The 13,596-nt window shown below is 72.6% G+C and carries 8 protein-coding genes; 5 read left to right on the plus strand and 3 right to left on the minus strand.

Translation table 11 applies throughout. The features are described 5' to 3' along the window. Positions 1-3,252 (minus strand): tetratricopeptide repeat protein (locus tag AC07AZ_RS17910; protein WP_478848713.1); only part of this gene is annotated, 3,252 nt, incomplete at its 3' end. Between the two features lie 168 nt (positions 3,253-3,420). Here AC07AZ_RS17910 and AC07AZ_RS17915 point away from each other — a divergent pair. From AC07AZ_RS17915 to AC07AZ_RS17935, 5 genes are all read left to right on the plus strand, one after another. Further along, positions 3,421-5,454 carry a thioredoxin domain-containing protein gene (locus tag AC07AZ_RS17915; protein WP_478848715.1) on the plus strand — a complete coding sequence of 678 codons (2,034 nt, stop codon included), beginning with the start codon at positions 3,421-3,423 and terminating at the stop codon, positions 5,452-5,454. Positions 5,455-5,667: 213 nt separating this feature from the next. Beyond that, positions 5,668-6,945 carry a glycosyltransferase gene (locus AC07AZ_RS17920; RefSeq protein ID WP_478848717.1) on the plus strand — a complete coding sequence of 426 codons (1,278 nt, stop codon included), beginning with the start codon at positions 5,668-5,670 and terminating at the stop codon, positions 6,943-6,945. Next, positions 6,942-8,597, plus strand: a complete 1,656-nt coding sequence (locus AC07AZ_RS17925) for an ArnT family glycosyltransferase (RefSeq protein WP_478848719.1) — start codon at positions 6,942-6,944, stop codon at positions 8,595-8,597. Before AC07AZ_RS17920 ends, AC07AZ_RS17925 begins: the two co-directional genes overlap by 4 nt. Continuing rightward, positions 8,594-9,796, plus strand: coding sequence for a glycosyltransferase (locus AC07AZ_RS17930; RefSeq protein ID WP_478848721.1), 1,203 nt, complete (start codon positions 8,594-8,596; stop codon positions 9,794-9,796). The genes AC07AZ_RS17925 and AC07AZ_RS17930 overlap by 4 nt, the downstream gene beginning before the upstream one ends. Positions 9,797-9,819: 23 nt before the next feature. Further along, the gene (locus tag AC07AZ_RS17935) at positions 9,820-12,222 is read left to right on the plus strand and encodes a galactose oxidase-like domain-containing protein (protein ID WP_478849112.1); all 2,403 of its coding nucleotides are present in this window, start codon (positions 9,820-9,822) and stop codon (positions 12,220-12,222) included. Here the strand turns inward: AC07AZ_RS17935 and AC07AZ_RS17940 are convergent. Beyond that, the gene (locus AC07AZ_RS17940) at positions 12,198-12,929 is read right to left on the minus strand and encodes a Mut7-C RNAse domain-containing protein (protein WP_478848723.1); all 732 of its coding nucleotides are present in this window, start codon (positions 12,927-12,929) and stop codon (positions 12,198-12,200) included. The two genes, AC07AZ_RS17935 and AC07AZ_RS17940, sit on opposite strands and share 25 nt — an antisense overlap. A 33-nt stretch (positions 12,930-12,962) precedes the next feature. Continuing rightward, the gene (locus AC07AZ_RS17945) at positions 12,963-13,592 is read right to left on the minus strand and encodes a TetR/AcrR family transcriptional regulator (RefSeq protein ID WP_478848725.1); all 630 of its coding nucleotides are present in this window, start codon (positions 13,590-13,592) and stop codon (positions 12,963-12,965) included. Positions 13,593-13,596: the final 4 nt, after the last annotated feature.

The raw sequence follows: 13,596 nt of genomic DNA on the forward strand, positions 1-13,596 counted from the left end.
CGCCTTCCCCCCCCGCCCCCCCCCCCCGCCCTCCCCCCCCCCCCCCCCCCCCCACCCCCCCCCCCCCCCCCCCCCCCCCCCCCCCCCCCCCCCCCCCCCCCCCCCCCCCCCCCCCCCCCACGCCTGCCATCCCGCCGCCGGGTCGACCCCGCGCTCCAGCAGCAGCTGGTAGGCGTCGAGGCAGTCGTCCAGCTTCGCGTCCCGTGCGGGGTGGCCCGCGCGGGACAGCGCGGCCAGTTCCTCCAGGGCGGCCGCGGTGCCGGCCTCCACCCCGCCGGGAGCCGCGTACGGCAGCAGGGTGCAGCGCAGGAAGCGGGCCCAGTCCTCGCCCCGGTGGTCGCCGTACGACGCGAACAGGGCCGCCGCCTCCTCGCACAGCGCCAGCGCCTGCTGGGTACGGGCGTTTCCCGCGTCGACGACGACCAGCTCCAGGCACGTCCACGCCTCGCCGTGGGCGACCCCGATGCGCTGGAAGTCGGAGCGGGCGTCGACCAGGAGCTGCCGGGCGAACCCGGAGTTGCGCAGCGAGCCCGTCTGCGCGGCCCGCTGGTCGCGGGTGACCCGGGCCGAGTGGTGCCGGGCGCAGGCCAGGCCGTACACGTCCCGCATCCGCGAGAACATCGCGCGGGAACGTTCCAGCTCGCGGACCGCCTGCTCCAGGTCGCCCGTCTCCTCCAGCGCCTGCCCGAGGTAGTACACCGTCCAGCCCTCCCCGCGGGCGTCCTCGTTGTCGCGGTGGCGGGCGGCGGCCTGCCGCAGGCCCTCCACCGCCGCGACGGGATCGCCGTCCACCAGCCGGGCCCGGGCCAGCTGGGTCAGCGCCCACGCCTCACCGCGGGCGTCGCGGGTACGGCCGTACAGCTCCAGGGCCGTCCGCAGCTCCGACTCGGCGCGCGGCACGTCACCCATGCGCAGGCCCAGCTGACCGAGCTGGAAGTGGGCCCAGGCCTCGCCGTGCACCGACTCGCCCGCCCGGTGCAGGACCAGCGAGCGGGTCAGCAGGTCCAGCGCCTCCGCGAGGTGCGCGCGGTCGCGTTCCACGGCCGCCAGCGCGTGCATCGTCCAGGCGCGGTCCGCGGCCAGCTCGGGGGCCGCCTGAAGCTCCAGCGCCTCCCTGAGCTTCGCCGCCGCCTCGGTGAGGTTGCCCTGGTGGTGCAGGGTGATGCCCAGCGAACACAGCGCGCGGGCGGCGCCCGCGTCGTGGTGCGCCTCCATGTACAGGTCGACCACGGAGGTCAGGGTCGTGCGTGCCTTGTCCAGCTCGCCCAGCTGCCGGGCCGCGATGCCGGTGCGCCACTGCACCGAGCGGATCAGCAGCCCCTGGTCGATGGCCTGCGCCAGCTCGCTGATCTCCCCCAGGCGGTACAGGTCGCCCCGCAGCAGGCAGTAGTCGCACAGCGCGCCGAGCAGGTTCAGCACCGCGCCCTGGTCGACGCCCTCCGCCTGCCGCAGCGTCGCCGTGATGAAGCTCGACTCGTCGTCCAGCCAGCGCAGCGCATCGTCGAGGGAGGTGAAGCCGTGCGGGCCGAACCGGTCCGAGCGGGTGGACACGTTGCCGTCGACCAGTCGCAGCACCGAGTCGGCCAGTTCGGCGTAGTTCACGATCAGCCGTTCCTGCGCCGCCGTGCGCTCGGCCGGCTCCTCCTCGTCGGCCAGCCGCGCCCGGGCGAAGGCGCGCACCAGGTCGTGCAGCCGGTAGCGGTCCCCGCGCACCTGTTCGATCAGGCCCGCCCGTGCCAGGTCGGCCAGCCGGCGTCTCGCGTCGGTCTCGTCCGTGGCCAGCAGCGCGGCGGCGGCGGCAGCGCCCAGCGAGGCCCGGCCGGCGAGCGCCAGCCGGCGCAGCAGCCGGCGCGCCGGGTCCGCCTGGTCGGTGTAGCGCAGCCACAGCACCCGCTCGACGGGCTCCACCGGCCCGTACGCGTCAAGATCGGTGGCCAGTCGGCGGGGGGAGCGCGGGCCCAGGGAAGAGCCCGCGATCCGCAGGGCCAGCGGCAGCCCGCCGCACAGCCGCCCGATCCGGTCGGCGGACTCGGCGTCGTAGGGACCGGCGGTGTCCTGCGTCGCCGCGCCCAGCAGCTCCTCCGCTCCCGCCGCGTCCAGCGGCTCGACCGGCAGCTGGTGCACCCAGGCGGACAGCTCGGCCGGCAGTTCCAGCGGCTTGCGGGCGGTCACCAGGACCAGGCTGTCGGAGCGCTCGGGGACGAGGGCGCGGACCTGCCCCGGGTCCAGGGCGTCGTCCAGGACGATCGTCACCGGCAGCCCCGTCAGATGCTGCTGGTAGAGCTCCCCGAGGCGCTTGACCTGCTGGTCGGGGGAGGAACGTTCACGGAACAGCAGTTGTTCGCGCGGTGCGCCGAGCCGGTTGAGCAGGTGCAGCAGGGCGTCCCGGGTCGGCAGCGGCGGCTCCTGCGGGCTGTCGCCGCGCAGATCGACGACGCACGCCCCGCGGAACTGGTCCTTCAGCGCGTGGGCGGCCCGGACCGCGAGCGCGGTACGGCCGCTGCCGGGCGCTCCGTGCAGCACCACGACCGTGGGCCGGGTCTCGGTGCTCGCGCGCGCCGCCTGCACCCACTGCCTGATCCGCCCCAGCTCCGCCCGGCGCCCCGCGAACGGCTCCGCCGGCTCCGGCAGCTGGCCGAACGACTGCCGCAGCACACTGCGCCCACGGGCCGCCGCGCTCTTGTCGGTTCCGCGCAGCTGCGGTCCCGCCCCCTTCTTCGGCCCGGTGGAGGCGCTCAGCACCCGCTGCTGGTCCAGGAACGGCCGGATACCGCGTACCTCCAGCGCGGTCAGCCACTGCAGCCGCAGCTGTTCGGGGCCGCCGGGCTGGCCGAGGGCACCCGCCCGGTGGTGCGCGGCCGGCACGTGCGAGCCCGCCACCTTCACCACGGTCGCCGCCGCGCCCACCACGCCGACGGCCGCTCCCGCGCCCAGCGCCGTGCCCGCGCCGGTACCGAACGCCAGGTCGGCGACCGCGGCGGCGACCGCCGCGACGCCGGCCACCAGCAGGGGGGTGCCGGCCCCCTCCCGCGCGTACCGCTGCCCGAACGTGAGCTGCCCGGCCTGCGCCGCGTCCTGCGCGCTGGTGTACGCCGCGTACTCCTCGGCGGCCGTCTGCGCCATGGCGTCCAGCGAGCCGCGCGCCCGCGCCAGCAGCACACTCCCGTCGCTGCGCCCGCCCGACCGCCGCACCTCCTCCTCGACGGCCCGCGCCAACAACCGCTCGGCGTCCGCCCGATGACCGTCCCGCATGTCATTCCCCCTCCGGCAGCAACGGGTTGCTCGTCAAGTGTGCTGCCGATGCTGGTCGGAGGGGAGAGGGCCGCTTCGGCGGGGGCGCCCGGAGGCGGCTCCGCGCACCTGCCGCGCCGTACCCCGTGCTGTCCGGGGTTTTCCGGGTACTGCGGCAGGATGGACCGTATGCCGAACCGACTGGCCCACGAGACGTCCCCCTATCTGCTGCAGCACGCCGACAACCCCGTCGACTGGTGGCCCTGGTCGGCCGAGGCGTTCGAGGAGGCGCGGCGGCGGGGGGTGCCGGTGCTGCTGAGCGTCGGGTACAGCAGTTGCCACTGGTGTCATGTCATGGCCCGGGAGTCCTTCGAGGACCCGGAGACCGCCGACCGGATCAACGAGCGGTTCGTCGCGGTCAAGGTCGACCGCGAGGAGCGCCCCGACGTCGACGCCGTGTACATGGAGGCCGTCCAGGCGGCGACCGGCCAGGGCGGGTGGCCGATGACGGTGTTCCTGACGCCGGAGGCCGAGCCGTTCTACTTCGGGACGTACTTCCCGCCGGAGCCCCGGCACGGCATGCCGTCGTTCCGGCAGGTGCTCGAAGGGGTCGGACAGGCGTGGTCCGAGCGGCGCGAGGAGGTCGCCGAGGTCGCCGGGAAGATCGTGCGGGATCTGGCCGGGCGGGAGATCTCCTACGGGGACAGCAGCGCCCCCGGTGAGGAGGAGCTCGCGCAGGCGCTGCTCGGGCTGACCCGGGAGTACGACCCGCAGCGCGGCGGATTCGGCGGGGCGCCGAAGTTCCCGCCGTCCATGGTGATCGAGTTCCTGCTGCGCCACCACGCGCGCACGGGGTCCGAGGGCGCGCTCCAGATGGCCCGGGACACCGCTGAGCGGATGGCCCGCGGCGGGATCCACGACCAGCTCGGTGGCGGCTTCGCGCGCTACTCCGTGGACCGGGAGTGGGTCGTGCCGCACTTCGAGAAGATGCTCTATGACAACGCCCTGCTGTGCCGGGTGTACGCCCACCTCTGGCGGGCCACCGGGTCCGGGCTCGCCCGGCGGGTCGCTCTGGAGACCGCCGACTTCATGGTGCGGGAACTGCGCACGGCCGAGGGCGGGTTCGCCTCCGCGCTGGACGCCGACAGCGACGACGGGACGGGCCGGCACGTCGAGGGCGTGTACTACGTGTGGACGCCCGGAGAGCTCGCCGAGGTGCTCGGCGAACAGGACGCGCGTCTCGCCGCCCGGTACTTCGGGGTGACCGAGGAGGGCACGTTCGAGCACGGCTCCTCCGTCCTGCAACTCCCCGAGGGAGAGGAGGAGTTCGACGCGAAGCGGATCGCGTCGATCCGGGAGCGGCTGCTGCGGAGGCGGGCGGAGCGGCCCGCCCCCGGCCGGGACGACAAGGTCGTCGCCGCCTGGAACGGGCTCGCGATCGCCGCGCTGGCCGAGACCGGCGCCTACTTCGACCGCCCCGACCTGGTCGAGGCGGCGGTCGGGGCCGCGGATCTCCTCGTACGGCTGCATCTCGACGACCACGCGCGGCTGGCCCGCACCAGCAAGGACGGCCGGACCGGGGCCAACGCCGGCGTGCTGGAGGACTACGCAGATGTGGCGGAGGGCTTCCTGGCGCTGGCCTCCGTCACCGGGGAGGGGGTGTGGCTGGAGTTCGCCGGGTTCCTGCTCGACCATGTCCTCGCCCGGTTCGCCGATCCGGAGTCGGGCGCGCTGTACGACACCGCCGCCGACGCCGAGCGGCTGATCCGCCGGCCGCAGGACCCGACCGACAACGCGACGCCGTCCGGCTGGAGCGCCGCGGCGGGCGCGCTGCTGAGTTACGCGGCGCACACCGGGTCGGAGCCTCATCGGACCGCGGCCGAGCGGGCGCTCGGCGTGGTGAAGGCGCTCGGGCCGCGGGTGCCGCGGTTCGTCGGCTGGGGACTGGCCGTCGCCGAGGCGCTGCTCGACGGGCCGCGCGAGGTCGCGGTGGTCGGCCCCGCGGTGGACGACGCGGCCACACGCGCCCTGCACCGTACGGCACTTCTAGGTGCCGCCCCGGGGGCGGTGGTGGCGGTGGGCACTGCGGAGAGTGACGAGTTCCCGCTGCTGGCCGAGCGGCCTCTGGTCGGCGGTGAACCGACGGCGTACGTCTGCCGTAACTTCACCTGTGACGCCCCGACGACCGACCCGGAGCGGCTGCGCGCGGCGCTGAGCGGCTGAGACGCGGGACATACCGGGGCGGTGCGGTGTATTCCGTCAGCCCGCACAGGGCACGTGTTCGGACGGATCCCACTTAGTCCACCACCGTTCCGAAACAGGCTATTTATCGGAGCAGTGTCGGCAATTCACAGTTCTTCCCTATTCTCTGCCGCAGTGCCGCGACGGGTGCAACGCACCGTCGCGACAGGGGGCTTGGGGATCTGGGGGGATCTTTTGCTGACGTCCGTCTTTCTCGCTGTCGTTTCGCTGTCCCTGTTCTGGATGGCGGCCTTCACCCTGTGGTGGCAGATGCACGCGTGGCGCACGCCCGAAGTGCTCGCCTCCACCCGGTTCAGCAGTCCGGACGGGGACGAACACGTCTCCTTCTCGCTGCTCCTTCCGGCACGCCACGAACAGGCCGTGCTGGACCACACCATCCAGCGGTTGCTGGAGTCCACGCACACCGACTTCGAGATCATCGTCATCGTGGGGCACGACGACCCGCAGACGGCGGCGGTGGCCGAGCGGGCCGCCGGCCGCGACCCGAGGGTCCGGGTGGTCGTCGACACCCACGAGAAGAAGAACAAGCCGAAGGCCATGAACACGGCGCTGCCGCACTGCCGGGGTGACGTGGTGGGGGTCTTCGACGCCGAGGACCAGGTCCATCCGGAGCTGCTGGCCCACGTCGACCACGCGTTCCGCACCACGGGCGCCGACGTCGTCCAGGGCGGGGTCCAGCTGATCAACTTCCACTCCAGCTGGTACAGCCTGCGCAACTGCCTGGAGTACTTCTTCTGGTTCCGCTCCCGGCTGCACCTGCACGCGCAGAAAGGTTTCATCCCGCTCGGTGGCAACACCGTCTTCGTGCGCACCGGGGTGCTGCGGGAGGCCGACGGCTGGGACCCCGACTGCCTGGCCGAGGACTGCGACCTGGGCGTTCGGCTGTCCAGCGCCGGCAAGAAGGTCGTCGTCGCCTACGACTGCGACATGGTGACCCGCGAGGAGACCCCGGGCTCACTGATGGCGCTGCTCAAGCAGCGCACCCGCTGGAACCAGGGTTTCCTCCAGGTCTACCGCAAGAAGGACTGGAAACAACTGCCGGGCTTCGGGCAGCGGTTGCTCGCCCGGTACACGCTGATGACACCCTTCCTGCAGGCCTTCTCCGGCGTCGTCATCCCGCTCAACCTCGCGGTGGCGCTCTTCCTGGACGTGCCCGTCGGGATCGCGTTCCTCACCTTCCTGCCGACTGTCACCGCGGCCGTGACCTTCGTCTTCGAGCTGGTCGGGCTGCACGACTTCGGCAGGCAGTACGGGCTGCGCGTGAGCTTCGTGCACTACCTCAAGCTCGTCGTGGGCGGCCCCTTCTACCAGGTGCTCCTCGCCGGGGCCGCCCTCCGTGCCGTCTGGCGCGAGCAGCGCGGCCGCAACGACTGGGAGTTGACCACGCATGTCGGCGCCCACCTCACCGGCGCCGACGTGATCCGCGAGTCCCGAGAGGACGTCCCCGCGTGACCTCCACCCTTCCCGCGGTGACCACAGCCAAGGTCCCCGCGCGGCGCCGGCCTGCGCCTGACGTCCTTTCGACAGGTCGAACCGGGCCGCCGAAGCGCCTGCGCACCTCCCGGCCCGACCTCCTGCTGTGCGGGGCGCTCCTCGTGGCGGTCCTCGTCGTGCAGGGCTGGAACATCGCCGACTACCCGACCCTCAGCGACGACGAGGGCACCTACCTCGCCCAGGCCTGGGCCGTCCAGCAGGGCAAGGGCCTGGCCCACTACACGTACTGGTACGACCACCCGCCCCTCGGCTGGATCCAGATCGCCGCGCTGACCTGGATACCCTCGCTGTTCAGCCCGGACTCGATGACCGTCGGCTCGATGCGCGTCATGATGCTGGTGGTCGGCGCGGTCAGCGCGGTCCTCGTCTACGTGCTCGGGCGCCGGCTGTCCCTGCCGCGCTGGGCCGCCGGGCTCGGCATGGTGCTCTTCGGCCTGTCGCCGCTGTCGGTGGTCCTCCAGCGGGAGATCTTCCTCGACAACCTCGCGGTGATGTGGACACTCCTCTCGTTCGCCCTCGCCGCCTCCCCGAACCGGCACCTGTGGCACCACTTCGGTGCGGGCGTCGCGGCCGCCACGGCCGTGCTCACCAAGGAGACGATGCTCGTCATCCTGCCCGCGCTGCTGCTGACGATGTGGCGGCACGGCCACCGCGACACCCGGAAGTTCGCGCTCACCGGCGCCGTCACGGCCTGCGCGATGATCGGCCTCTCGTATCCCCTGTTCGCCCTCCTCAAGGGCGAGTTGCTGCCCGGCGGCGGCCATGTGTCCCTGTGGGACGGGCTCCGGTACCAGATGACCAGACCCGGCTCGGGCTTCGTCCTCGACCGCGGCTCCGGCTCGTACGGCGTCCTCCGGTCGTGGCTCTACTACGACCGGGTCCTCATCGTCGGCGGTCTCGCGGGCGCCCTGCTGCTCCTGGCGACCTGGCGCTGGTCGGTCACCGCCCGCGCCCTCGCCGGACCGTCCCTGGCGGTGGCGATCCTCGCGGTGGTCGCGCTGCGGCCCAACGGCTACCTGCCCGCGATGTACGTCATCCAGGCCCTGCCCTTCCTCGCCCTGGTGCTGGCCGGCGGCACCGCCTCCGTCGCCCACGGTGTGCTGCGCAGACGGCGCGCGGAGAGCGAGCACCGGTACGTCACGGGCGGCCGGTACGCACTCGCCGGCATCCTCGCCCTCGCCGCCGGCGCCTACGTCGTACCGCACTGGTACGACGGTGACCGCACCGCGCTCACCACCGACGCCAACGCCCCCTACCGGGCGGCCTCGAAGTGGCTCTCCACCGAGGTGGACGACCCCGGCGACACCCGGGTCCTCGTCGACGACGCGCTCTGGCTGGACCTGGTGCACGCCGGGTACCGGCCCGGGCTCGGCGTCATCTGGTTCTACAAGGCCGACCTCGACCCCGCGGTCACGAGGACGATGCCGCGCGGCTGGAAGGACATCGACTACGTGGTGGCCTCCCCGACGGTGCGGCGCGACGCGGTCGACCTGCCCAACGTCAGGGCGGCCATCAGGCACTCGACGCCCGTCGCCGTCTTCGGCACCGGCGCGGACCGGATCGAGATCCGGCGGATCCAGACCACCGGCGCCGCGGGAGGCGAGCGATGAACCAGGACCACACCGCCCCGGGACAACTGAACGATCCGGCGGTCCGGGCGGCGGAGGTGCCCGAACCAGGTGCCGTGACCATCGTCGTACCGACGTTCAACGAGTCCGCGAACGTACGGCGGTTGCTCCGGCAGATCACCGAGTCGGTGCCCGCCAGGCTGCCCTGCGAGGTGGTCTTCGTGGACGACTCCACCGACGACACCCCCGACGTCATCCGTGAGGCGGCGAAGGACTGCCCCTTCCCGGTGACGGTGCTGCACCGCGAGGAGCCGGTGGGCGGACTCGGCGGTGCGGTCGTCGAGGGCATGAGGGCGGCCGGGTCCGACTGGATCGTCGTCATGGACGGCGACTGCCAGCATCCGCCCTCGCTGGTGCCGGAGCTGGTGGCCACCGGCGAGCGGGCCAACGCCGGACTCGTGGTCGCCTCCCGCTACCTCACAGGCGGCAGCCGCGCCGGGCTCGCCGGCAGCTACCGGGTCGCCGTCTCCCGCGGGGCGACCTGGCTGACGAAGTCCCTGTTCCCGCGCAGGCTGCACGGCATCAGCGACCCGATGAGCGGGTTCTTCGCGATCCGCCGCAGCCACGTCACCGCCGACGCGCTCAAGCCCCTCGGCTACAAGATCCTCCTCGAACTCGCGGTGCGCAGCCGCCCCCGCCAGGTCACCGAGGTGCCGTTCGTCTTCCAGGACCGGTTCGCGGGGGAGTCCAAGTCGAGCGCGCGGGAGGGTTTCCGCTTCCTGCGTCACCTGGTCGGCCTGCGTACGGCCTCGCCCGTCGCACGGATGGTGGGCTTCGGCGTGATCGGCGCGTCCGGGTTCGTGCCCAACCTGCTGGGCCTGTGGGCCCTCACCCTCGCCGGACTGCACTACGTGCCCGCCGAGATCCTCGCCAACCAGCTCGGCGTCGCCTGGAACCTCGTGCTCGTCGAGCACCTCCTGTTCCGGGACCGCCGCGCGCACCGGCGCTGGTGGGACCGGATGGGCCGGTTCGCGCTGCTCGCCAACGCCGACCTGGTCCTGCGCATTCCGCTGATCACCCTGTTCGTGCACCGGTGGGGGATGGGCGCGCTGTCCGCGACCGCGCTCGCGCTGGTGACGACGTTCGTCCTGCGTTTCGCCGGGACCGAGGCGCTGGTCTATCTCCCGCGCCGGGGCCGTGACGCCTGCGACGAGGGCCGCACAGCGAGGAGAGCCGTGTGAACAGACACCGAAGAAGAACCGCGATGGTGGGGGTGGGCGTGCTGACCGCCGGCCTGCTGCTCACCTCGCCCCAGCCCGCCTCGGCCGCCAACCTCGTCAGGAACCCCGGGTTCGAGACCGTCGGCTCCGACTCGATGCCGTACTGCTGGGAGAAGTCCGGCTGGGGCGACAACGACTTCACCTTCACCACCACCTCCGACGCCCACTCCGGTACCAGGGCGATGAAGGTCGCGCTGACCCGCCGGGTCGACGGTGACCGCAAGGCGCTGATCACCGAGTCGACGGAGTGCGCGCCGGTGGTCACCGCGGGCACCCAGTACGACCTGGGGCTCTGGTACAGGACGACCACGCCCGACGCGGCCGTCACCCTGTTCCGGCACGACACCACGGCGGGCTGGCAGTACTGGACCGACCTCAAGACCCTGGACATGCAGGGCGGCTGGACCCGGGCGACGGTCCGCACCCCTCCGGTCCCGGCGGGCACCGACCGCATCACCTGGGGCGCGTCGGTGTACGGCACGGGCTCGGTGACGACCGACGACTACACGATGGACCAGGTCCCCGAGGTCGTCCCGCCCGCGGCCTGCGCCGGCACGGCCGACGAGTGCGCGAACGGCAGGTGGGACGTGCTGCCCACGCGGAACCCGGTCCGCTCCATGCACTCCGTCGTCCTCGACAACGGCAAGGTGCTGCTGATCGCGGGCTCCGGCAACAGCGAGGAGCAGTTCGACGCGGGCACCTTCACCTCGGCGGTCTACGACCCGGTCAAGGGCACCTACAAGGTCATCCCCACCCCGAAGGACATGTTCTGCTCCGGCCACGTCCAGCTCCAGGACGGGCGGGTGCTGGTGATGAGCGGCAACAAGGCGTACCCGGTGGCGGGCGGACACGGTTACGAGGGCTTCAAGGACTCCTACGTCTTCGACCCGGTCACCGAGACGTACAGCAGGACCAACGACCTGAACGACGGGCACTGGTACCCGTCGGCGACCGAACTCGGCAACGGTGACGTCGTCTCCTTCGGCGGGCTGAAGGAGGACTCGACCGGCTCGGTGACCGCCGAGTACTGGTCGGACGCCGAGCAGCGGTGGCAGCCGCTGTGGAAGGTCAACCAGACCTGGTCGTACTGGGGTCTGTACCCGTCGATGATCCTCATGCAGGACGGCCGCCTCTTCTACTCGGGCAGCCATGTCTTCGGCGACAACCTCCCCGGCACGGGGTCGGCGATCTACGACTACGGCGCCAACACGGTCACGTCGGTGCCCGGACTGCGGAACAAGGACCAGCGCGACCAGTCGGCGAGCGTGCTGCTGCCCCCGGCGCAGGACCAGAAGGTGCTGACCCTCGGCGGCGGCAACATCGACTCCAACCCGGACGGCAACCGGCTGACCGACGTCATCGACCTGAAGGCCGCGAACCCCGCCTACGTGGCCGGGCCACCGCTGCCGCAGGGCACGGTCGACCTCGGCGCCGGCCAGGTCGCCGAGACCGGCGCCCAGGGCAAGATGTACGTCTCCGCCGTACTGCTGCCGGACGGCAAGGTGCTGGAGACCGGCGGCGCGCTGCACAACCGGGCCGACCCGGTCTTCGAGTCCTCCCTCTACGACCCGGCGGCCAACACCTTCGACCCGGTGAACGCCGACCCGCAGGCACGCGGCTACCACTCGTCCTCGTTCCTGCTGCCCGACGGCCGGGTGATGTCGACCGGCGACAACCCGGGCAACGGCACCTGGAACCACAACGTGTCGGTCTACACCCCGCCCTACCTGCTCAAGGGCACACGTCCGACGATCACCTCGGTGATCGACACCGAGTGGAACTACGGCGACACCCAGCGCATCACGGTCGACCGCCCCGTCGCCAGGGCCGAGTTGATCCGCCCGGCGGCCGTCACGCACTCCTCGGACCCCAACCAGCGGTTTGTGGACCTGCCCCTGTCGGTGACCGGCGACAACGTCGACCTGAACGTGACGAGCAACCCCGACATGGCACCGCCCGGCTGGTACATGCTCTTCGCGGTCGACGCCGGCGGGGTGCCGTCGGTGGCGAAGTGGGTGCACCTCCAGGGCCCGGCGGCGCTGAGCGCCACCGACGCCTCCGCGCACGTCCACTCCTTCGCGGACTCCCTCACCGGGACCGTGCGGCAGCAGGGCAGGAAGCGCGCCTCGCAGAACGTCAGCACGACGATCTCCGGCTGCGACCGGCACTACGGCTCGACCAACGTCTGCGTACCGACCGCCTTCCCGGCCACGGTCAAGAAGACGACGGCCGCACGGTGCGCCTGGCTGAGGACGAACCACTACGGCCGTCTGGAGATCAACGGCGGGGACGACCCGCTGGGCCTGGACCGCGACAAGGACGGCGTCGCCTGCGGAAAGGGTGACGTCAGGAAGGCGAAAGGTCAGCGGTCGCCCGCGAACTCCTGAAGGGCGCGCTCCACGATGGCCACCAGCTGCTCGTGGTGCGCGCCCTTCCAGTACGCCCGCCCGCACTGCCGGCACTGCGCGAAGACGTCGTAGGACCGCTGCGTCCCGCCGTGCAGCTGGTCGGCGACCTCCTCCTTGGTGGCCTCCTTCAGCAGGCCGTTGCAGGCGGTGCACCTGGTCCAGGGCCGCAGCTCCGGCCGGAACCGCTCCAGGACGTCCCGGAGTTGCTCCTCGGGGCTGGTGCTGTAGACGAACGCGCCCGCCCACAGCTCGCGGCGGCGCAGCAGGCCCCGGTCGCGGCTGAGCATGACCCGCTTCTCGGCGGCGGAGAGCGCGGCGAGGGCGGGGTCGCCGATGTCGGTGGACTCGTAGGCGGTGTCCACGCCGAGCAGGCGCAGCCGCCGGGCGAGGGTGCCGAGGTGGACGTCGAGCAGGAAGCGGAGCGGGGCGCCCGGCACCCGCTGGGGCCGGCGGACCGCCCCCACCTCCACCGACTCGCCGGTCACCGGGACGTGCGAGGCGGGCACCTCGCGGCCGTCCACGAGGAGGGCGCCGACCTCGGTCAGGGGCACGCCGGTCGACTCCACGACGTGACCGAGGGACGAGACGCCGTCGGTGGTGAGCGCGCTGGTGCCCGTGCGCCGTTCGTGCGGGAGGAACACGCCCAGCTCGGGGGCGTACGCGACGTGGATCTCCGGTGCGGTCACCGGGTCAGGATGCCACGGCAGCAAGGTGGCGGCTCAGCCGTTTTCCCTGAGCAGGCCGTGTTGCAGGACCTCCAGCGTGCGGTCGACGAGGGTGGTGAAGTCGTCCCGGTGGCCGTTGGCGGCCCAGTACAGGGAGGTCTCCATCAGGCCGCCGATCAGGGACATGGCGTAGACGCGAACCTCCAGGCTGTCCGGGTCGCGGCCGGTGCGCTCGCCGATGGCGGTGCAGAGCATGTGGCCGGTGACCGACATGCTCTCCATCATCCGCGAGCGCACCGCGGGGACCTCGACCATGAGCCGGGTGCGCAGCCGCGCCACCGCCGCGTCCTCCTCGACGCCCGTGCGGACGGCCTCCCGCATCACGTGGCGGATGGAGTCCGGCCACGGTTCGTCCGCGGGCCGGGCCCGCAGTTCCTCCATCAGGACCGGGTCGTACTCGTCGGTGAGGACGATGTCCTCCTTGGTGGGGAAGTAGCGGAAGACGGTCGACGGCGACACCTCGGCGCGGTCGGCGATCTGCTCGATCGTCGTGGCGTCGTACCCCTGCTCCCCGACCAGTTCGTACGTCGCGGTACGGATCGCCTCGCGGGTCCTGATCTTCTTCCGCTCGCGCAGGCCCAGCTGGGGGCGGTCGGCGGGGGCGGGAGTCCGTGCAGCCGTCATGCAG

It is taken from the genome of Streptomyces sp. NPDC043878 (assembly GCF_056435735.1).

Excerpts from the sequence above, each read along its gene's own strand:
- AC07AZ_RS17915 (WP_478848715.1), top strand. The coding sequence starts at position 3,421 with ATGCCGAACCGACTGGCCCACGAGACGTCCCCCTATCTGCTGCAGCAC.
- AC07AZ_RS17930 (WP_478848721.1), top strand. The coding sequence starts at position 8,594 with ATGAACCAGGACCACACCGCCCCGGGACAACTGAACGATCCGGCGGTC.
- AC07AZ_RS17935 (WP_478849112.1), top strand. The coding sequence starts at position 9,820 with ATGGTGGGGGTGGGCGTGCTGACCGCCGGCCTGCTGCTCACCTCGCCC.
- AC07AZ_RS17945 (WP_478848725.1), bottom strand. The coding sequence starts at position 13,592 with ATGACGGCTGCACGGACTCCCGCCCCCGCCGACCGCCCCCAGCTGGGC.